This window comes from Flagellimonas iocasae (genome assembly GCF_042682725.1).
In the GTDB taxonomy this organism is placed as follows: Bacteria; Bacteroidota; Bacteroidia; order Flavobacteriales; family Flavobacteriaceae; genus Flagellimonas; species Flagellimonas iocasae.
This window is the reverse complement of sequence record NZ_JBHUHU010000004.1, coordinates 16,921-37,320: the sequence shown is the minus strand read 5'-3', so window position 1 is coordinate 37,320 and position 20,400 is coordinate 16,921. Positions and strand designations below refer to the sequence as shown.

Below are 20,400 nucleotides of genomic sequence, written 5' to 3'. Positions count from 1 at the left end.
TGTTGGTGATTTTATGATTTATTTGGTTTTAGATTTCAAACCATTGGTCTAGGTCCAGTCTTTGGTTGGATTCGGACTTGTGGTAAAAGGTATTGCTCATTGGATCGTAATCATATGCTTTGGCCATTTCAGCACCATGCTCCGCTATTTCGCGAAGTGCATCCAGTATAAGGTCCAGTTCCCCATCCGTCATAGTGGGATGGAGTGAGAGACGGACCCACCCAGGTTTGTCCTTAAGGTTCCCGTGCTCGATCTGGTCGGTAATGTGCCGTGATCGTTCTTGGGTGACCTCCAATAGTATGTGTCCATAGGTGCCGGCACAGGAACAGCCGCCCCGGACCTGGATTCCATAGTGGTCGTTCAATAATCGGACCACCAGATTGTAATGGAGATGTTCCACATAAAAGGAAAAGACTCCTAAGCGGTACCTGACTTCCGGTGCGAATACATGCAAGCCCTTGATCTTGGGCAACTCCTCGAAACATTTTCTGGTAAGTTCATTTTCCCGTTGCCGGATCTGCTCTATGCCCATTTTTTCCTTCAGAGCGATCGATAGGGCTGTCCTTATGGTCTGTAGGAATCCAGGCGTTCCACCATCTTCCCGGGCCTCAATACTTTCAAAAAAACTGTGCCCCCCCCAAGGATTCGTCCATTTTACCGTTCCACCACCTGGATTGTCCGGAATCCGGTTCTTGTAAAGCGCCTTGTCGAAAACCAAAACGCCTGAACTGCCAGGCCCCCCTAAAAACTTATGTGGGGAGAAAAAAATGGCATCCAATTTCCTTGCCTTGTTCTCCGGGTGCATATCAATCTGGACGTAGGGTGCTGATGCGGCAAAATCCACAAAACAGTACCCGTCGTGTTCATGCATGATTTCAGCCAACTCATAATAGGGGGTTCCCACCCCCGTGACATTGGAACAGGCCGTAAAGGAACCGATCTTGAGTTTTCGGTCCCCATATTTACGAAGTTCCCTGCGCAATTGGCGTGTATCGACGAACAGGTCTTCTGTAGGCTGTAACAATACGACATCGGCCATGGTCTCCAACCAGGTCGTCTGATTGGAATGGTGTTCCATATGGGTCAAAAAAACGACAGGTCTTTCGGTCTCTGGAATCGAGAGGGAATTCTTGAACTTTTCTGGGAGCTTTAGCCCCAAAATACGCTGAAACTTGCAGAGCACCCCGGTCATACCGGTGTCAGTGGTAATAATGACATCTTCCTCGGAGGCATTGACATGTTCCTTGATCCGGTGTTTAGCCTCCTCGTAAAGATTGGTCATCAATTTCCCGGTAAAAGTGGTCTCGGAATGGGTGTTCCCGACAAAGGGACCGATTTTTTTTTTCATGATATCCTCTATGGGGCCATATAACCTACCGCTCGCGATCCAATCCGCATAGACGATCTTTTTGGTCCCAAAAGGGGTTTCGATATTTTCGTCGATACCGATAATATTTCTTCGAAAGGAATTGAAGTACGATTCCAATGATGTTTCTTTTTTCAAGATTATTATTATGAAAAGCTACCCTTTATCCAATCCAACTCAACAAACTACTAATTCAAATATTTATGGCAATGTGTTGAAGACCCCATACGATAAGGCCTAAGTTTCTATTTTTACTTGTTTTGAATTGATAGATAAGGGCAGCTTTATTGATTAATTAATTTTCACAGAATGCGATATTCTGTAAACCCTATTGTACTGGATTCTTCCCGGCTTATCGGTCAGTTATTGCCTCTAGGGAAAAATCCCGGGCACTGAATTTTGTTTCAGTCCATATAGGATTCCACAAAGTCCAAATAAGTAGTGATGGATTCCGCAAAGGCTTTGGAAAAGTTTTTCCGGTTCTCCTCACTGTCACGGACCCCTTGGAAATTGGCCTCTATCTGCATCCCGAAAACTTTGGGGTGGTCGTAAGCGGTATATCTTCTAGTGTTATATCCTCCGTTGAAGTAGGGCTCGCCCTCCTTGGGATAGGGGTCGCCTTGGCTTGGAACCGCAGGGAAACCGGCTCGTTCCATAAGGGTTCCGAAAGCGTTTTCCCCGGTCAAGAGTTGGTTGAGTCCCAATTGTGGGTTACCCTTTAATAGGTTCCGTACCGAAGTGTTTCCGCCAATTTCAGACTCGGAACTTTCCCCTTCCCTTAGTTCCTTGAGGGCAGGTGTCCTAAGTAGGTACCCCAACTCCAAACGTTTTACTTTATGGCTTTGGCCGTGAAGGTCGATGTACATCGCATATCCGTATTTTTTGATGGCCGCATCCAAGGCCTCCTCGATATGCTTGTGATATTGTCTCCAGGTATACTCCATTTGTGGGTTTCCACAGGTGGCCTCCTCCAGGTCCCGGTTAAAATCGATCTTACTCCTTGCCAATCGGGCAATGACCAGGTATGGTTTTTTGCCATGGACCTTGAACGCATTCTCTATTTCCAGTGCGAGCTCGACCGTATTGTTGTCCATTACCTTCGCGCCACAATCCCTGTCCTTGATCTCCTCAGGAGATATGGTGCCCCCATGTGGGGCACTGATAACCAAAGGGATGTTGCCCTTGACGGTTTCCAGCCAGCTGTCCTCGAATATTTTCCGTCCTTCGGACAAAGCCTTTTTGTCCGAACCGTCCGATGTGCTTTTGCCACCAGCGCACTGCACTTGAAGAAGTGCAGTGGCAACTAGAAGGCAAATGAGCATGTTTTTCCCAATCTTTCCTTGAAAAAATAGATCCCTATGCATTTTTCGGTGACTTAATTTTTCAATTATTGATTGACTTTGGTAGGTTCATATAAACCAGGATCTGCCGGGGCCGCAGGATTTGACAAGACCTCGTCCTGGGGATACAACATACGCTCCACGTTTTGTGTACTGGTCGGTACGTTCAAAGGAAAAGGCACCGCTACGTCCGAATCATTCTTTCGGAGTCTGCGCGCATCATCGAATGGCATATAGGTGGTAAAGCCAGAAACATATCGTTCTTCGATGATTTCCCTGAGCAAGGCAGTATTCGGGTCTGTCCCGTCTATATTTTCCATGCCACCGGAATTGAAATCCCCGGCCACATAGGCTTCATATAAATAGGGTTCGGCGGAAAAATTCGCATTTAGGAAACTTCCGGTATTCAGATAGGCACGCAACTCGTTCAAATGTCCCAAACCAATTTCGAAACTTTGGGTACGGGCACCCGCTTCCGCCAATATGAGCATATTCTCCTGAAATGTGATCATTGGCTGTGGTTCAAGTTCCTGTGCTACACCCAGATTTCCGTCCGCATCCGATTGGTCGATGACATAGTACTGGCGCCTGGCCGTTTCATCGGTCTTGGCATTGTTTCGGGAGATTCCACTGGTATCGTCCAATAGCTGCATCAAATAACTGTCCCCGGTCCCTGTGTTCGGGCTACCGGCCAAAACAATGTAGTATTTGTTTTTGGTGGCGTTTTGCCCCGTAACGTCAAGGGGATTGAACATCATGTTGTTATCACTAGTGGAAATCCCGTTCAAGGCTGCACTATAAGCTTCGCCATATGCTTTGGTATGCATAAAGTAACGAGCTTTAAGGGTCCATGCGGATTCGAGCCATTTGTCGCGGTCTCCTTGGAAGATGTAATCCTCCAGAACGCCAAAACCGGCAGCACCCTCTAAATCGGCGATGGCACTGTCCAACAGTATCTGTAACTGTTCAAAAACATAGAGTTGGTCATCGAATTCAGGGTTTTCTATATCACCCAATGCCTGAGAATATGGGATATCGCCGAACAAGGAAGCATAAGTACCCACCAAATGAGCTTCTACTACCTTGGAGATACCCAATAATAGGGGGTTGTCCACAGCTCTGTCCTGTATTTGCCGCACTGGCGTCAAAACATTTTGGTAGCCATCCCAATCAAAGGTATTGTTGGCGACATTGTATTGATATCTTTCCAGTTCCACTTGTTCAAAACCGGTCAGTTGTCCGGACCAATAACCCGCCATTCTACTATAGGCCCCCAATTGGATGCCGATGTTTGAAAGCTCCGCGCCGTTTAGGAAAAGACCTGCGTCAATATCTGTTAAAGTTAATTGGTTCGGATTTTCGTTGAGATCTTCGACCATTTTTTCACAACCAAAAAAAACGAAAGCCGTGAAAATCAAAAGAATTTGTATATATGTTGATTTCATGATTATTAGGTTTTAGAAATTGGCTTGAAGGTTAAACAAAATCGAACGTGTTCCGGGATTGTTGAAGTAATTCATTCCGAAGGCATTGCTGACACCATAGTTATTGGTCTCTGGGTCCACATCCTTGATACCGGTCCATAGAATCAAATCCCGTCCCGTCACCGATATCCGGAACGAATCCAATGCCAGTTTTTTACTCAACTTAAGGCCTGAAAATGTATACCCAAGGGTCACGTTACGGAGCTTGGTCCACGTGGCATCCTCGATGAACAGGTCATTGGTCTTGTTGAAACCAAGGCCACCTCCGATACCGCGATACCAAGATTCATCCAATAGAACATCCCCACCACCAAAGTCGGCAATGTTCCCCCTTACCGTGGTTCCGGCTAGGATTACATCTCCATTGACATTGACAAGGTCCTCTGTTAGGGTAACCTCCTGGGCTACATCCTTGTGTACGCCAAACCCATATAATACCACTCGTGTTCTATTAATGAAATCGCCACCTTGGGAATGTTCGAACAAGAAGCTGAAGTCAAGACCTTTAAAGTTTAGTTGCATGCCGATGCCTCCCCTCCAATCGGGATTTGGATCTCCGAGTACGCGGCTTTCCGTATCCAATTGTGGAAAACCGTTGGCATCCAAAGCCAAACTATTGTCCTCATTTCTTAGGGTTCCTGGCAAGAAAAAGGAACTCATCGGATATCCCTTGACGGCTTTTGATGTTCCTCCAATATCCACGGTTTCGGCTCCAGCAATATCCACAACCATATTTTCGTTGTTGTTGTAATTGGTGTTGATCGAAAGTTTGAGGTCATCGGTTTCGATCAACTTGCCAGTAAGATCGACTTCAAGACCTTTGTTCTCGATGACCGCGGCGTTCTTATAGTTAAAGTTGAAACCGGAACTCGGATTGGCTTTGACGGCAAAGAGGATGTCCTTGGTTTCATTTCTATAATAGGTAAACCCTAATCCCACTCGGTCTTTAAAGAACCGTAAATCGGTACCAACTTCCCACTCTGTCTTAATCTCTGGTTTCAGATTTGGATTTCCTTTTTCCGAATCGACCATAAAACTTCCTCCGAAGTTTGAAAATCCTGTTGTGGCCAAAGTCTCGAATTTATAGGGAGCCGGTTGAATCCCTACCTTTCCCCAAGCTGCCCTAAGCTTTCCAAAACTCAGGAAATCAGAGGAACCGACCAGATCACTGAACTGCCAGGCAAGGTCTACTGAAGGATAGAAAAAACTCCCTTTTATGGTTGAAGAGGCTTCCAAGGCTCCTGAAAAATTGAAAAACAATTGACCATAAAGATTTATTCCCAAAATACCATAACCACGGTTTGAGCGAATATGCTGAAGATTACGATTCCAAGAACTGGCCGCTTGATCTGGATTGAGATCTGGTGTGGGTAACCTTGAATCAACGGCAAAAGGACTTATTGTATTTGTATTGATAACTCTTTTCCGATCATTGAAGTTAACACCGAACGTGGCGGATACCCCTAAATCATTGCTAAAGTCATGTGTAGCAACTATAATTCCATCTAAATTGAACTCCTTGCTGTTAATATCCGTCTGACTCCAATACCCGCTACTTCGAAGGCCACTAGCCGAACCGATTGGATAAAATTGACTTCTTGCATCCGTATAATAATCCAGACCGCCCCTTAAAATGACTTTTAGCCAATTGACAGGGTCAATGGTCAACTCGGGATTGATGATGAAACGGTTGACATCATTGGGTGCTTTTTGTTCGTTTAAAGTCCATAAGGGATTGTTGTAAATGGGATTTTCAGATTCTCCCAATTGGCGTCTATAGGACCTTTGTCGATTTGTGATGATGTCTCCGTTGGATGCCGTGTAGGTTCCGATATAGTCTGTAATATCAAAATCAGGTGCGGTCCTTAAAAGCCCTAAAAGGATACCGTTGGTTGTTTCCCCGGCCTGTTCAATACGATTCGATCTAGTGTTGGTAAAGGATACTCTATTGTTCCAACTCAACCAATCTGTCATTTGGAACTTGGTGTTCAACCTAACATTTTGTCTTTTGTAATCATAATTTTTGATGATTCCTTTTTGATCCAAATTCTCATAACTAAAAAAGTAAGAGGCTCTTTGCCCTCCGCCATTTACGGATACATTGTGTTGTGAAAAGGTTCCAATACGAAAAACCTTGTCATAATTACTATCAGTAAATGTTTCTCTTGAGTTTTTTGAAATTACGGGATAATATCGATTGCCGGTTGTGCTTGACAAAAAAGATGCTCCGGATGTATCCAAGTCATCGGGCTCACCTGAGCGGTCTGTGATTTTGTCGCCCCAGGATTCTGCAAAAGAAGTACTAAAAACTCCATTACGTCCTTGTCCAAAGGAGTTCTGAAGAGGAGTTCTTACATTGATATAATCATAGGATTGTGAAAAAGTATATTGTATGGTTGGCTTTTGACCCAATTGACCACTTTTTGTAGTAATCACAATAACCCCATTTGCAGCACGGGAACCCCAAAGGGCAGCAGCTGATGCACCTTTCAAAATCTGAACTGAGGCGATATCCTTTGGATTGATGTCGTCCAATCGCGATTGTTGGCTGAGGGTGACGCCTCCAATATTGTCATTGCTCACGGGAATACCATCCAAAATGATCAAAGGCTGACTGGCACCTTGAATGGTGTTCGCACCGCGGATCTGTATGGAAGATCCAGCCCCTGGGTCACCATTGGATTTGCCGATCCGTACCCCTGATGCCTTACCTGCCAATGCATTGATAACCCCGGCTTCCCCAGATTTGGCAATGTTCTCGGATTGGATAGTGGAACTTGTGGAACCTGATTCATCCTTTAGTTGCTTGGTACCAATGGCCGTTACGATAACTTCATCCAAATTACTGACACTGGGGACCATGGTCACATTGACGACGGGATTGTTCCCTACGGTTATTTCCTTGGTTTGGTAACCAATATAGGAGTATACCAAAATGTCTCCTTGGGAGGCATCGATGGCATAGTTTCCATCGAAATCGGAGGAGACCCCCTTTATTGTCCCCTTAATGACAATACTGACCCCAGGTAGGGGGGAGTTGTTCTCATCAGTAACGGTTCCTGTGATGTTAATGAAATTTGGCTTCGATGCCTTTTCTGATTGGGTGCTGATCTTTTCCGGTTCATTTTCCTTTTCTACAAGGACGATCAACTTTCTCCTGATTTCATAAGAAATATTGCTTTCGGCAAGGATAATGTCCATCAGGACATCGATTTTAACTTTTTCCACATCCACCGAAATCCTTTTGTTCAAATCCAATGTGGAATTTTTGTATAGGATATTGTAATCGGTACTCTCCTCAATTTTTTCGAAAACGGATGCTATGGATGCATTTTCCATTTTCATCGAAACGAATTTTTGAGAATATGAATTATTGGCATTGAGTTGGAACAGTGCAACCAATAAAAACAGGGCGGAAATTTTCATTTTCAAATCTATTTTAGCACTAAAATAGCTTTTGCATAGTGTGTTTTTCATACTTTTGATATGGTTTAAAAATTGGTCATTCAGTTTTTGAATTGTTTGAAAACCAGGGATTGTTCCCGCAATTCCTGGTTCTTTTTTAGGTTTAGTTCATAGGCGTTAGTTGTTTTTCTGAGTTAGTATTATTTTATCGTTGGTTATCTTATAGGCAAAATCCTTGATTCTTTGGAATCCTTGTAGGACCTCTTCAATAGTTTCCGTTTTGAAGCGACCCGTGTACCGTTCACTTTTAAGAAGGTCCCCCCTTATTTCGATGGCCACATTGTAGTGCCTCTCCAATTTTTTGGTAATGTGGATGAAATCTTCGTTTTTGAAATACAGGATGCCTTCCTTCCAGGCAATGTACCTGCTGACATCCACATCGGTCAGTTGAAGTTCTTTATGACCATTGGAATAGAATGCCATTTGGTTCGGTTTTAAAAGGAGATGTGATGCTTCGAAACCATTGCTCCTTTTGACCGAGAGACTGCCTTCCACCAAGACCACTTGAACGGTTTCGTCATCGGGATAGCTGGATAGGTTAAATTGAGTGCCCAAAACTTTAGTGTCCAACTCCCTTGTTTTGACCCTGAAAGGGCGCAAGGAATCGGATTCTACGGTGAAATATGCTTCCCCTGTCAATTCCACATCCCTTGGTCCCGAAGCATAAAATGCCGTGGGATAGGTCAAGGAAGAACCGGAATTGAGATAGACCTGGGTTCCATCGGAAAGCACAATCTCGAATTTCTTCCCATAGGGTACGTTGAGGGTATTGTATACCAAGGGTTCGCCCAAATCATCGTTCTCAATGCTAACTTTTTTGTATACAATCTTAGATCCATCCTGTTCAGCAATGATATTGTTTGAACGCGTGACAATTGAGGCATCCTTGTTCGATAGTTCCTTGGTCGTACCATTGTCCAGGACAATGGTGACTTCCTGTTGGCCAACGGTCTTTGGGCTATTGTTTCTTAACAAAAGCAATGTTGATATTCCGATAAGCCCGATAAAAATTGCAGCATACCGCAACCAAGCCTGTCTTCTTTTTCTTTTGGACCTGACTAAAAGGTCAAATTTTGACAGTAATTCCTTTTTGTACTGTTCGGCATTTTCCTGACCTAGGGACCGTGTTATCAAATAGTGAAGCTCGGCCGATTCCTTAAAGGAAGAAGGATTGTCCTTGACCCATTGGGCCAATTGCTCAATTTCATCCGGGTTTGAAGGGTTTTCAAAGAAATTGAAAATAATTTTTTTGATATGTTTATTTTTCATTATCGTTAAATGCGGATTACCAAAATGTTATTTGTTAAACGATCTGAAATTGACAAACCCTTGGTTTTAATCAAAAAATATTGATAATATTGATCGGACTTAGAAGATAGGTGCAATGGATTCCAATGATATCGGGGAAAATATTGATTTAATCGCAATCCAAAAGGGCAGTCGAAAGGAATTCGAGAAGGTTGTTGAGCTTTATTACAACGAACTCTTTTTTTATGCCAAAAGTTTATGTAGGGACGAATTGTTGGCCAAGGATTTGGTCCAAGAAGCTTTTTTTGGACTATGGCAAAAAAGGGAAACTTTGAATGCAAAAACGGTTCTTAGGGGGTGGCTTTATCTTTCATTGAAGAATAAATTCCTGGATCATGTAAAAAAGTACAGAAAGGAAACCTATTTTTTCGAGAGGACCTATTCGGAGACCATGGAAACCCTTTCACAACAGGATCACCAAGAAAACCTATCCAGAAAGATTGAATTGATGGATAGGGAGATTGACTTGTTGCCCAAGAAATGTCAACAAGTATTGGTCTTGAGCAAAAAGGAAGGTTTGACCAATGCGGAAATTTCAGATTATCTCAACATTTCCATCAAAACCGTGGAAGGCCATCTTTCCAATGCATATAAAATCCTCAAGGAAAAGTTGTATGAGAAATTTCAAATTTTGTTCACTGTAATCGGTTTCAGATCAAAGTGATGACGAATCGTTCTAGGTTCAATCCTTCATAGACCCCGATAGGGTTATAGTTGATTCAAATTTTTGCCAATCCTACCGTTAGTTGTTAATGGATTTCTTCCATCATTTTTTTACAGGACATGAATTTTGTTCTTTATACTAGAATAATAATGAAAGTCCTGAAACCATTAGCAAAAACAGGATGCTCTTTTTATAATGGGCCTTTCCTGATTTTTTGAACGTTTTTCTTCCCAAAAACTGGGCGGAAAGGAAAATGGGAAAAATAATCGCGGCGTATTTACATTGCTCAAAATTTAAAATGCCATTTAAGGCCAAGGTTGGTATTCTGGTAAGGGTAACAAGTCCTAAAATGCCAATCATCGTGGCCCTTATGGTATTGATTTCCTTGATCCTATTCTCCACGCAGATGATATACAATGGTCCCCCAGTGGAGAATATCCCAGAGAAAAAACCTGCCAAAATACCAAGACCTAAAATACTGGTATTCCCCAGATTCGATTCTCGCTTACCTAGAAGGGAATACAACACGTATGCGAGTATAAAGGCACCAAGCATTTTTTTTAAAAAGAATGGCTTGGAATATGAGAGGACCAAAACCCCTAAAACAACCCCTACAATTGATGTTATGGAAAGGTCAAGGATTGTTTTTTTATCAATGAAAACCCATTCCCTGTAAATTAGGAAAATACTTGAAAATACATAGAATAGGGAAATGTAGGCAATGGCCTCCGGTAATTGAAACTTCAATAATAAGATGGGAAGTGCAATGAGAGAACCTGCAAATCCCATGGCACTTTGAACATAAAACCCTGCAAAAATACCTATGGTCAAAGTAATAAGTGAAAATAAATCCATGTTCCAGAAATTGAACGGCTAAGCTAGTGGGTTGTAAAATGGTTTAAAAATTGAAAAATTGGAGAAAACAGGTATATTTAATTGAATATGCGTTATTTTGACAAAAAATATGTTGAAAAGATGGTTGATGGAATAGATAACCGAATAATTGGTCTTCTGAGAAAGAATTCTAGGTATTCATTTGCCGAAATCGGCAGAATCATTTCACTTTCGCCTTCATCTGTGAGGGAAAGGATTCAAAAGCTGGAAGATTTAGGCATAATCGAATCGTACAGTCTCAAGGTCAATTATGCCTTGTTGGGATATGGGATGGAGGTCTTTATCCTTCTAAAGATTTTCGATGGAAAACTAAAGTATTTTTTGGAGGAAATCCATGACTTTGTTGAAGTGGAGGAGGCGTATAGGATTACCGGCCCGTATAATATCCATATTAGAGCAATTCTGCGGGACCAAAAACATTTGCAGGACTTTGTGGACAGGCTCATCAATTATGGAAGTCCAACAACCCTTTTGATTCTATCCGATATTGAAAAGAACTTGTGATTCATTGTTTACTTATTTGCGAACCGCATAATTCGATTTTAAATGTAATATAATATAATGATTTTTTGATTTTAATTTTTTGCATTAAGACATAAAATATAATCCACCCTGAGAAAATGTTCTAAGCATAATATTCTGGAGCTTGTCTGGTTATAAACTCTGCAAGAGATCTGTCCTCAATATAAAAAGATACATAGGATAAACAATTCTTTATATTGTGATAGGTTATGTTGAAAGAAGTTCCCAAAAACAGTCAACATAAACTGAAATCATTTTATGAATTCGTCAATGCCTCTTAAAAGATAAAGTTAGAAGGGCTTATTTTTATATCTTTGTTTATATCCCAAATCTGGCCTCATGAGAAAATACACAATTACAGTTGGAGTGATATTGGTAATATCTTCTTGTAGCAAAGATGATGACGTTTCAATTAATGACAGGAAGGAGGCACTTTTTGGCCAATGGGAATATGAGGCTATTGATTCCGATACTGCCGTTGATATCAATGGTGACGGGACCGTAAACATTGACCTATATAACACAAACGAAATTCGTCAATGTCTTAAAGACAACTTAATCTTTTTTACAGAAGGGGCAATTGGAGAAAAAAACGAGTTTAGAATTAATGAAAATGGTCTTTTCTGTGGTGAAGTTGACCCATATAGTACGGTGGAATCGGACAAATATGAGTTGATCAATAACGAAATTCTACGCTTCGAGAACAGAAATGATATGCGAATCATAGAGTTTACCAAGAACCGTCTTGTACTGGAACAGGATGATTTTTTGGATGATCAGGATGTCGTTATCACATATACTTACAAACGGTGTTGATTCAGATATTGAATAAGTGGGGCATAGCCCATTAATGAATTTTATACCCTTACCACGGAGCCAAAAGTCCAATCGCTCCATTGCCCATCACTGTCCCGTACCCTTACTTCATAAGGCTGATCTAGGTATTTCAATCTACTTTCACGCGGTTCGGTCTCCATCTCAAAATACCTGTCGACACCACTTCCCTTGGCTTCGCTGTAGTTCAACAATTTGGTATCCCAACGATTGTCCTGTCTGTTGAAAATGCGGATCTCGACCTGTTCCAAGCTTGCTCCATTATAGGCCTCCGAACAGTTAATGCTAAAGCAGGTATATATCCATTCTGTATATCGTCTATTTTATATTAAATAACTGATATTGATTTAACTGTATTTAATTATATTTTTATTAGTTCGATATTAGTTCGATTTCGAGAGGTAATTCTAATGAGTGATTACTTTATTCTCACCAATGATAATCAAAATTTCAAAGAGATTGAAGTAATGCGGGGCATTCATTTGCAAATATACACAGGGGAAAACCACAGTTTTTATGTGGATTTCCTGTAATGGGGTCTCAAATAAATTTTCTAAATTGGAAAACTCCCCCATTTTAAAAGCCACTCAAAATGAGGTGTGTGTATTTCTTACCCTAAAATTGGCTTCCCTAATTTTTTGAATATTTAAAAATTACCGAATATGAAAGCCACGTTCCACTCTTATTTCTCATTTTTTGCTTTTTTTCAGTACCAATTTCAGCTCAATATGGACGGTTTACAGAAGAAGAAAGACTTCGCGAACTCAGGAAAAATAGCGAACCATTACGTTTGCTTGTAGAGGATATCCGTAGGGCGGTTTACCCAAGCGAAAAGGACTTGGACGACTGTCTACCTCCTTTTACAAGTGGAACAATAACCCTTGAAGGGGCATCAGAAGGCGAGGCGGGAATTGAATTAAACCTAGTTCTGTTTAAAATAACATCAAAAAAGAACAAAGGGAAAATAAACAAATCTGTAATAACTTTTGTAAGGCACACGATTTGTAGTCCATTGATGGATAAAGTGAGAGATGGAAGCACGGAGAATTTTAATATTATTAGAAATCTTATTGTCTTATTGTTCAGCCTTTTCAGTTTATTAATTTTAGTGACTATTTGAAACCTTACCCTATTTTTGAAGTTCTTTTGTAACCCAGTCGCACGTAATCATTGTTATATTTGCAATTTGAAATTTTTGGCAATCATATTATAAATATATTTCTTGGCACTCAATTTTATGTCTGATATCTTACGATATAATATATATATATGACCTATCCTATGGAAAGCCTATTTCGCCCTCAAAAGATTTATGGATCTGCAGAATAACTAGTTTTTAGTGCTTCATGAAACCTTTTATCCCTGCTTTCAAGTTTTTGCACAACCTGTGCATCGATTAATTCTTACCTTTGTTGAAATTTATGAAAACACTTTTTTCCATATCAATGTCGCTATTATTCTTTTTTCAGGGAATTAGTATTGATATGGACTTTTGTGGACCCATTAAAGAAATTTCAAGCATCCTAATCCATTACCAAGACCATAAAGTTTATGGTGACTCTTTCCTTGAATATGTAGTTGAAGATTACTTTGGTAACGTAGCAAAAGCTGAAAGGCACCATAATGACTCTGGTAAGCAGAAAACACCAATCCATTCCCATCAGCAATGTTGCCACCCTTTAGTATTAATTATTGCGAACAACAATTCGGCTTTAATTAATCTATTAAAGTTTGAAGGGAAAGAACAGTTTAACTTATATAAAGTAAACTTCACTTCCAGATATTTGGAATCGCTTTTCCAACCACCTAAAGTATAATTCAGTTTTTTTAAGGATAGCTATATCCTTACGTGATGCTTTTCAAAATAAGCATCACATTATAAACGCATTGTATCTCATTGCATTGCGATGTTTAAACTGAATTAATACTTTTACTATGATTAACAAAATCATTTCATTTTCCATTAATAACAAGTTTATTATTGGGCTCTTCATAGTGGCACTGGTAGGTACGGGCATTTGGTCTATGGCCACTATAAATCTGGGTTCTGTCCCCGATATTACCAACAACCAAGTACAGGTTATTACAGTAGCCCCAAATTTAGGTACTGAGGATATTGAACAATTTGTTACCTATCCTGTAGAATTGGCAATGGCCAACCTTCCTGACGTTATCGAGCTGCGTTCGGTATCTCGTTTTGGGCTGTCCGTGGTTACCATTGTTTTTAAGGACGAAGCAGGCACCTATCTTCCCCGGCAATTGGTGCAAGAAAAATTGACCGAAGTCGCCGGGGAAATTCCCGAAGGTTTTGGTACGCCTTTTATGGCACCCATTACTACGGGTCTGGGCGAAATATTCCAATACACCTTAAAGGTAAAAGAAGGATACGAAGATAAATACGATGCAATGGAACTTCGTACCATTCAGGATTGGATTGTTAAACGCCAAATGGCATTAGTGCCCGGTGTGGTCGAGGTCAATGCTTTTGGGGGCTATGTGAAGCAGTACGAAGTGGCCATAAACCCTGACAAACTAAAAAGTTTTGGCATTACCATGGGGCAGGTTTTTGAAGCCCTTAAGGTGAACAATGCCAATACAGGCGGTGCCTATATTGAAAAAAACCATCAGGCCAACTTTATCCGTGGCGAAGGTTTGGCCAGTAGCCTTGAAGATTTGGAAAATACGGTGGTTACTACCCAAAATGGAACACCTGTTCTGGTACGTGATATCGCTCAGAAAGTGGGCTATGGGAATCAGGTACGTTATGGGGCGTTTACCCAAGATGGCCACGAATCCGTGGGAGGTCAGATTTTGATGTTAAAGGGAGAAAGCCCAAGTAATGTGATCAATAATGTAGAAAAACGAATTGACGAGATACAAAAATCGCTTCCCGAGGGCGTTTATATTGAACCGTTCTTAAGCCGTGCCGAACTTATAGCCAGGACCACAAGTACGGTAGAGAAGAACTTGATTGAAGGTTCATTGATTGTGATCTTTGTGCTTGTACTGCTCTTGGGGAGTTTACGTGGCGGATTGATTACCGCTTCGGTAATCCCGTTATCATTACTCTTCGCATTTATCCTGATGAAACAGTTCGGCGTATGGGCAAATTTAATGTCCCTTGGTGCCATCGATTTTGGGATTATCGTGGATGGTGCGGTCATTATCGTGGAAGGTATGGTATTGCATATCCATCAACGGATGAAAAAATCAAAAGCAGCGATAGGTCAGGCCGAAATGGACGAAATGGCATACGAATCGGGAAGTACGATGATGAACTCTGCCTTTTTCGGTCAGCTTATCATTCTTATCGTATTTACACCAATCCTTTTCCTTACCGGAGTTGAAGGAAAAATGTTCCGTCCCATGGCATTTACCTTTGGTTTTGCCGTACTTGGGGCGATTATCCTATGCCTTACCTACGTACCTATGGTTTCGGCCTTGTTCCTGAAACCTGCAAAAAACCAGGACCATTGGTTTGCCAAATTTGAAAATAGTATCGATAGGTTCAGTGATAAAATCATGGCAGGGTTGAACAAAGCCTATAAGCCATTGCTGTCGTTTGCATTGCGTTTTAAGGCTGGTATTGTTTTAGGGGCAGTTGCTTTACTGGCAATCGCAGGATTTATATTCAGCACTATGGGTGGTGAATTTATCCCAAAGCTGGATGAAGGCGATATTGCCATGCAGGCCCTGATAAAACCGGGCAGTAGCCTTACCGAATCCATTGAAGCTTCAAAAAAACTTCAGAACTTGATAAATGAATTTCCCGAAGTGAAGACCATGATCTCGAGGATCGGGGTGGCCGAAATCCCTACCGACCCCATGCCCATGGACATTGCCGATAGTTACATCATCCTTGAAAAGGATAAGAGCAAATGGACCAGTGCGGAGAGCAAGGAAGAACTCATAGAAAAAATAAAGGAAAAGATTTCGGTTATCCCGGGGGTGAACTTCGTGTTTACCCAACCCGTAGAGCTCCGTTTCAATGAACTGTTGACGGGTGTCCGGGAAGATGTTGCCATCAAGATCTATGGTGAGGACCTGGATGTTCTGGCCGAAAAGGCACAGGAAATGGCGGCAATCATACAAACCGTAGATGGCGCTGGTGATGTACGGGCGGAAGCGACCAGTGGCCTGCCACAGATGACCGTTGTCTATAACCGGGCAAAGATGGCGCAATACGGGGTTACCATTGACAAGCTCAACGATTATGTGAGTGCCGCCTTCGCAGGGGAATCGGCAAGTGTCATATTCGAGGGCGAAAAGCGCTTTGACGTGGTCATCCGTCTGGCCGAGGACTATCGAAAGGATATCAACAACCTTAAAAATCTGTATATAGACCTGCCCAGTGGTAACCAAGTGCCCCTAAAGGAATTGGCGGACATCAGCTATAAACCCGGGCCCATGCAGATTTCCAGGGACAATACCTACCGGCGAATCTATGTGGGGGTAAACGTTCGGGGCAGGGATGTCAAGTCCATGGTCGAGGAGGTTCAGCAAAAGCTCGATGCCCAGTTGAAACTGCCCCCGGGGTATTATATAACCTATGGCGGTTCTTTTGAGAACCTTCAAAGGGCGACCGACCGATTAATGATCGTAGTGCCTATTGCACTGTTCCTAATTTTCATATTGCTCTACTTTGCTTTGAGCTCGTTCTCACAGTCGGTAATGATTTATATGGCAGTACCCCTGGCAGCCATTGGTGGCGTGTTTGCCCTTTGGATACGGGGAATGCCATTCAGTATTTCCGCAGGAGTCGGATTTATCGTGCTTTTTGGTGTTGCAGTATTGAACGGACTGGTACTGATAAACAAATTCAATGATTTAAAAGAAAGTGGTATGACAAATTTAAAAGACAGGATCTACGAGGCAACCCACGAGCGCTTGCGCCCTATATTGCTTACGGCAACGGCGGCCATTATGGGCTTTATCCCAATGGCGATTTCTACTTCCGGTGGTGCAGAAGTGCAGCGACCATTGGCAACCGTTGTTATTGGTGGCTTGATTACGGCAACCTTTTTAACATTGGTGGTAGTCCCGGTACTTTATAGTTGGTTGGAATCCCGTAAGGAGCGTAGAAATAATGGTGACGATACGGGTTATATCAAAAAAAGCCAAGCCATCATTCCAGTTTTATTGTTGGTTGGAGGATTTTTATCATCTGGTAACCTATCGGCCCAAAACAATCCCATCGCTCAAACCTTGACTTTAGATGAAGCTATAGTAATGGCAAGGGAAAATTATCCCACCCTAAAGGAAGGACAAGCGTTCATAGACAGGGAACAGGCCTTGAAGGGCACCAGTTTTGACCTGGGCAGCACGTTTCTATATGCCGGCAGGGAAGACCAAGGCCTGAATCAGGGAAATCTGCGTACCTTCGGGGTACAACAGGGCAACATTGACCTGCTCTCCGGGTTTTCAAAATCCAGGTTCTATAAGGAACGCACCAAGCTGGGCGAGAAATTCTATGACCTTAGTGAGCAGCAGCTGGTACGGGATGTGATGCAGGCCTATTATGAGATTGCCTACAATAAGGCCCGCCTGAAGCTTGCCGAGCGGCTGGACAGCATTTATGCCGATTTTGAAAGCGCGGCCAAATTAAGGTACGATAGCGGTGAGACCGGAAAACTCGCCTATATTTCGGCTACCTCGGAGTACCAACAAATACAGGTGTTAAAGCAACAGTCCTATGATGATATCGAGATTGCCAAAAGGGCATTGAAGCAATATCTGGGAATCGATGGTTCCATTGATACGATGGATGGGCCTTATGGGATCATAAACCCAATATCGGTTGTGGACACTTTGGATATAAGCAATAACCCGTTGCTGCAATTCGACCTTCAGAACGCTGCAGTGGGCAAAGCGAACGTAAAGGTCGAAAAATCCCAGTTCCTGCCAAAGTTCAGCCTGAGCTATGACAATCTCAAGTATAATGATGTTACGGGGTTCAATGCCTATCAGGCGGGCATCAGCATCCCTTTGTGGTTCCTTCCGCAAAAAAATAGGGTAAGGGCGGCCAAGGCAGATGCCATGGTGGCCGAAAACCAGTATTTGACACAAAAGGCGACCACCGAGAGCCTGGTCTCCCAACTGTACAAAGCCCAGGACAAAACGTTGAAGTCGTTGAGGTACTATGAAGAAGCGGCACTGCCACTGGCAGAGGAACAGTTGACCACTGCCGAACTGGCAAACAAGGAAGGTGAGATAGACTACATTAGCTATATCACCATCCTCAACAGTGCCATCAACATCAAAATAAACCATTTGGATTTCATCAACCAATATAACCAACAGGCCATTGAGATACAATATCAATTGGGCAATCTATAATCTTAAAAAGAAAGAAAAATGAAGAATATACTATTAGTTAGTACCGTATTATTGACACTTATGTTTCTGAGCTGTAACGATGCCCCAAAATCCGAGCTTGGGCATAACGAAACGGAAGGCGTATCAAAAACCGAAGCACCTGGAGAAGATGCGCACGGAGAAGAGGGTCACGACGAAGAAGAAGGTGGCCACGAAGGGGAAGAAGGGGAAGAAGGTGTTGTTGAACTTACAAAACAACAGGCCGAAACCATCGGTCTGGAAACGAAACCTCTGGAGGAACGTAATTTAGGGAACAACATTAAGGTAACAGGAACACTCGAACTCTTCCCACAGGACAGGGCAAACATTAGTCCCTTTATTGGTGGAAATGTTAGCTCGATCAAGGTAGTACCGGGCAACATTGTGCGCAAGGGACAGGTGTTGGCCTATATAGAACACCCGGATATCATCGCCATGCAACAGGAATACCAGGAAAAGAATGACGAACTGGTATTTTTAAAGCAGGATTTTGAGCGCAAAAAGACCCTCTATGACAAAGGGGTTTCCTCTGGCAAGGAATTCCAAATGGCGCAATCCAAATTTCGTTCCACCACTTCCAGTGTAAACGGCCTAAAGTCCAAACTACGCTTGTTGGGACTGGACCCTTCCAAAGTGGCCGAAGGGGAGATCTATTCTGCCATCCCCATTATTACGCCCATTAGTGGCTATGTGGGCGAAGTAATGGTAAGCCTGGGCGATTATGTGGCCCCACAATCCAAAATGTTCTCGATAAGCGATAATTCGAAAATCTATGTCAATTTCAAAGTATATGAAAAGGACATCAAGCAGGTCAAGGAGGGACAACAGATTTATTTTTCAACAGCCTCAAAACCTAATGAATTGTTAAAGGCCACCGTGCGTTCCATAGGGCAGACGTTTGAGAGCGATCCGAAGGCCATAGAGGTATTGGCAGATATCGAGAATAAAGACAAGGACCTTTTGCCCGGAATGTATGTGGAGGGAAGAATTGTACAAGGAGAAAAATCAGGCTTTGCTGTTCCCGAGGAAGCTATTGTCCAGGAAGGTGAACAGTCTTATATCTTCATCATGGATGAGGATGAAGAACCTGTTGAAAATAAAATGAAATATAAACGCATCCCCGTGAGCACGGGGGTCAACGATCTGGGGTTTGTTGAAGTTAACCTGCCTGCAGGAACACCCGAAAATATCAAAATAGTAACAAATGGGGCCTATACTCTTTCTTCAGAAATGGTGAAAGGCGAATTGGAGCACGGACATTAATTCTCTAAAAATCAAGGATTTTGATTCCGAGTTTGTTTATCGACTTAATTTAGTTAGTTAAAAATTAAAGAACAGGCTCGGTTCAAAATCGATTAAAAATTTAAACATTTTAAAAATGAAAGAAATAAAAGCATTTGTTAAACCGAACAGGATACAAAGGGTCATCGAAGCCCTTAGCGATAAAGGTTTTAAAAGTATGACGCTTTCACAGGCGGAGGGTACTGGAGCATTCAAAGCAAAAGGCGCGAAGCCCTCATTGGATTTTCACGTAACCGATAGTCCGGTGGTAAAAGTGGAGCTGGTATGTCAAAATGAAGAAGCACAATCGGCAATCGATATTATTACGGAAAACGGTAAAACGCCCGACCCAGGGGACGGTATCATCTATTTATCGGATATTGAGGATGCCTTCCAGATCAAAACGGGGGAATCCTTAAAACGGTACGACCTCTGACCCATCGCACATGGAAAAAATCGTCAAAAAATTGGAGAGCAAGGGAATACGACCCACCCCGATGCGTCTGTTGACCTATAAAAAGTTACTGGAAAACGAGGTGGCCATCAGTTTGGGCGAATTGGAGAGTTTCTTCGAGAAGTCGGAAAGGAGTACCCTTTTCCGGACGATGAAAACATTTGAGGAAAAAGGCATCGTACATCAAATAGAGGACGGTACGGGCATTATGAAATATGCGCTCTGTGAGGAAGACTGTGAATGTGAGGTGGGCAACGACCTGCACCTGCATTTTCATTGCACCCGGTGCAACGAGACCGTTTGTTTGACCGACCGTAAAATCCCGCAGGTAAACCTGCCCCAAGGATATATGGCAGAGGATATCAATCTGGTCGTAACGGGAGTATGCAATAAATGCAATGGCAATTTGGAGTAACCTTTAAGGACAATAATAT

At 42.4% G+C, this 20,400-nt stretch carries 15 protein-coding genes; 8 read left to right on the top strand and 7 right to left on the bottom strand.

The genetic code is table 11. The features are described from left to right. Positions 1 to 28 precede the first annotated feature (28 nt). The 5 genes from ACFSJE_RS13935 to ACFSJE_RS13915 all read right to left on the bottom strand — a co-directional run bounded on the left by ACFSJE_RS13935 (position 29) and on the right by ACFSJE_RS13915 (position 8,924). The gene (locus ACFSJE_RS13935) at positions 29 to 1,504 is read right to left on the bottom strand and encodes an aminotransferase class V-fold PLP-dependent enzyme (RefSeq protein ID WP_119647241.1); all 1,476 of its coding nucleotides are present in this window, start codon (positions 1,502 to 1,504) and stop codon (positions 29 to 31) included. 266 nt (positions 1,505 to 1,770) lie between these two features. Then, positions 1,771 to 2,688, bottom strand: a complete 918-nt coding sequence (locus ACFSJE_RS13930; protein WP_127137025.1) for an N-formylglutamate amidohydrolase — start codon at positions 2,686 to 2,688, stop codon at positions 1,771 to 1,773. A 65-nt stretch (positions 2,689 to 2,753) separates the two neighbouring features. Continuing rightward, positions 2,754 to 4,151 (bottom strand): SusD/RagB family nutrient-binding outer membrane lipoprotein, encoded by a 1,398-nt coding sequence (locus ACFSJE_RS13925; RefSeq protein WP_119647243.1) that lies wholly within the window; start codon positions 4,149 to 4,151, stop codon positions 2,754 to 2,756. A 12-nt stretch (positions 4,152 to 4,163) separates the two neighbouring features. Beyond that, complete coding sequence (locus ACFSJE_RS13920) at positions 4,164 to 7,667, bottom strand: SusC/RagA family TonB-linked outer membrane protein (protein WP_119647244.1); 3,504 nt, start codon at positions 7,665 to 7,667, stop codon at positions 4,164 to 4,166. 105 nt (positions 7,668 to 7,772) lie between these two features. Continuing rightward, positions 7,773 to 8,924 (bottom strand): FecR family protein, encoded by a 1,152-nt coding sequence (locus tag ACFSJE_RS13915; RefSeq protein WP_119647245.1) that lies wholly within the window; start codon positions 8,922 to 8,924, stop codon positions 7,773 to 7,775. Between the two features lie 115 nt (positions 8,925 to 9,039). Between ACFSJE_RS13915 and ACFSJE_RS13910 the strand changes: the two genes are divergently transcribed. After that, positions 9,040 to 9,627 (top strand): RNA polymerase sigma factor, encoded by a 588-nt coding sequence (locus ACFSJE_RS13910; protein ID WP_119647246.1) that lies wholly within the window; start codon positions 9,040 to 9,042, stop codon positions 9,625 to 9,627. A gap of 138 nt (positions 9,628 to 9,765) precedes the next feature. On the opposite strand, the gene ACFSJE_RS13905 is transcribed toward ACFSJE_RS13910, so the two are convergent. Next, the gene (locus ACFSJE_RS13905) at positions 9,766 to 10,482 is read right to left on the bottom strand and encodes a sulfite exporter TauE/SafE family protein (protein WP_119647247.1); all 717 of its coding nucleotides are present in this window, start codon (positions 10,480 to 10,482) and stop codon (positions 9,766 to 9,768) included. Positions 10,483 to 10,602: 120 nt separating this feature from the next. On the opposite strand from ACFSJE_RS13905, the gene ACFSJE_RS13900 reads away from it, so the two are divergent. Both ACFSJE_RS13900 and ACFSJE_RS13895 read left to right on the top strand, forming a co-directional pair. Then, on the top strand, positions 10,603 to 11,025 hold the full coding sequence (locus ACFSJE_RS13900; RefSeq protein WP_072882442.1) for an Lrp/AsnC family transcriptional regulator: 423 nt from the start codon (positions 10,603 to 10,605) through the stop codon (positions 11,023 to 11,025). 357 nt (positions 11,026 to 11,382) lie between these two features. Continuing rightward, positions 11,383 to 11,859, top strand: a complete 477-nt coding sequence (locus ACFSJE_RS13895) for a hypothetical protein (RefSeq protein WP_119647248.1) — start codon at positions 11,383 to 11,385, stop codon at positions 11,857 to 11,859. A 41-nt stretch (positions 11,860 to 11,900) separates the two neighbouring features. On the opposite strand, the gene ACFSJE_RS13890 is transcribed toward ACFSJE_RS13895, so the two are convergent. Continuing rightward, a complete protein-coding gene (locus ACFSJE_RS13890) occupies positions 11,901 to 12,128 on the bottom strand; it encodes a hypothetical protein (protein WP_119647249.1) in 228 nt (75 codons plus the stop codon). Positions 12,129 to 13,298: 1,170 nt separating this feature from the next. Here ACFSJE_RS13890 and ACFSJE_RS13885 point away from each other — a divergent pair. The 5 genes from ACFSJE_RS13885 to ACFSJE_RS13865 all read left to right on the top strand — a co-directional run bounded on the left by ACFSJE_RS13885 (position 13,299) and on the right by ACFSJE_RS13865 (position 20,381). After that, positions 13,299 to 13,694, top strand: coding sequence for a hypothetical protein (locus ACFSJE_RS13885; protein ID WP_225604828.1), 396 nt, complete (start codon positions 13,299 to 13,301; stop codon positions 13,692 to 13,694). 118 nt (positions 13,695 to 13,812) lie between these two features. Beyond that, a complete protein-coding gene (locus ACFSJE_RS13880; protein WP_036383459.1) occupies positions 13,813 to 18,213 on the top strand; it encodes a CusA/CzcA family heavy metal efflux RND transporter in 4,401 nt (1,466 codons plus the stop codon). Positions 18,214 to 18,231: 18 nt separating this feature from the next. Beyond that, complete coding sequence (locus ACFSJE_RS13875) at positions 18,232 to 19,494, top strand: efflux RND transporter periplasmic adaptor subunit (protein ID WP_036383460.1); 1,263 nt, start codon at positions 18,232 to 18,234, stop codon at positions 19,492 to 19,494. A gap of 115 nt (positions 19,495 to 19,609) precedes the next feature. After that, positions 19,610 to 19,948, top strand: a complete 339-nt coding sequence (locus ACFSJE_RS13870; protein ID WP_036383461.1) for a P-II family nitrogen regulator — start codon at positions 19,610 to 19,612, stop codon at positions 19,946 to 19,948. Positions 19,949 to 19,958: 10 nt separating this feature from the next. Continuing rightward, positions 19,959 to 20,381: a Fur family transcriptional regulator gene (locus ACFSJE_RS13865; RefSeq protein WP_036383462.1), complete on the top strand. Its 423-nt coding sequence runs from the start codon at positions 19,959 to 19,961 to the stop codon at positions 20,379 to 20,381. Positions 20,382 to 20,400 lie beyond the last annotated feature (19 nt).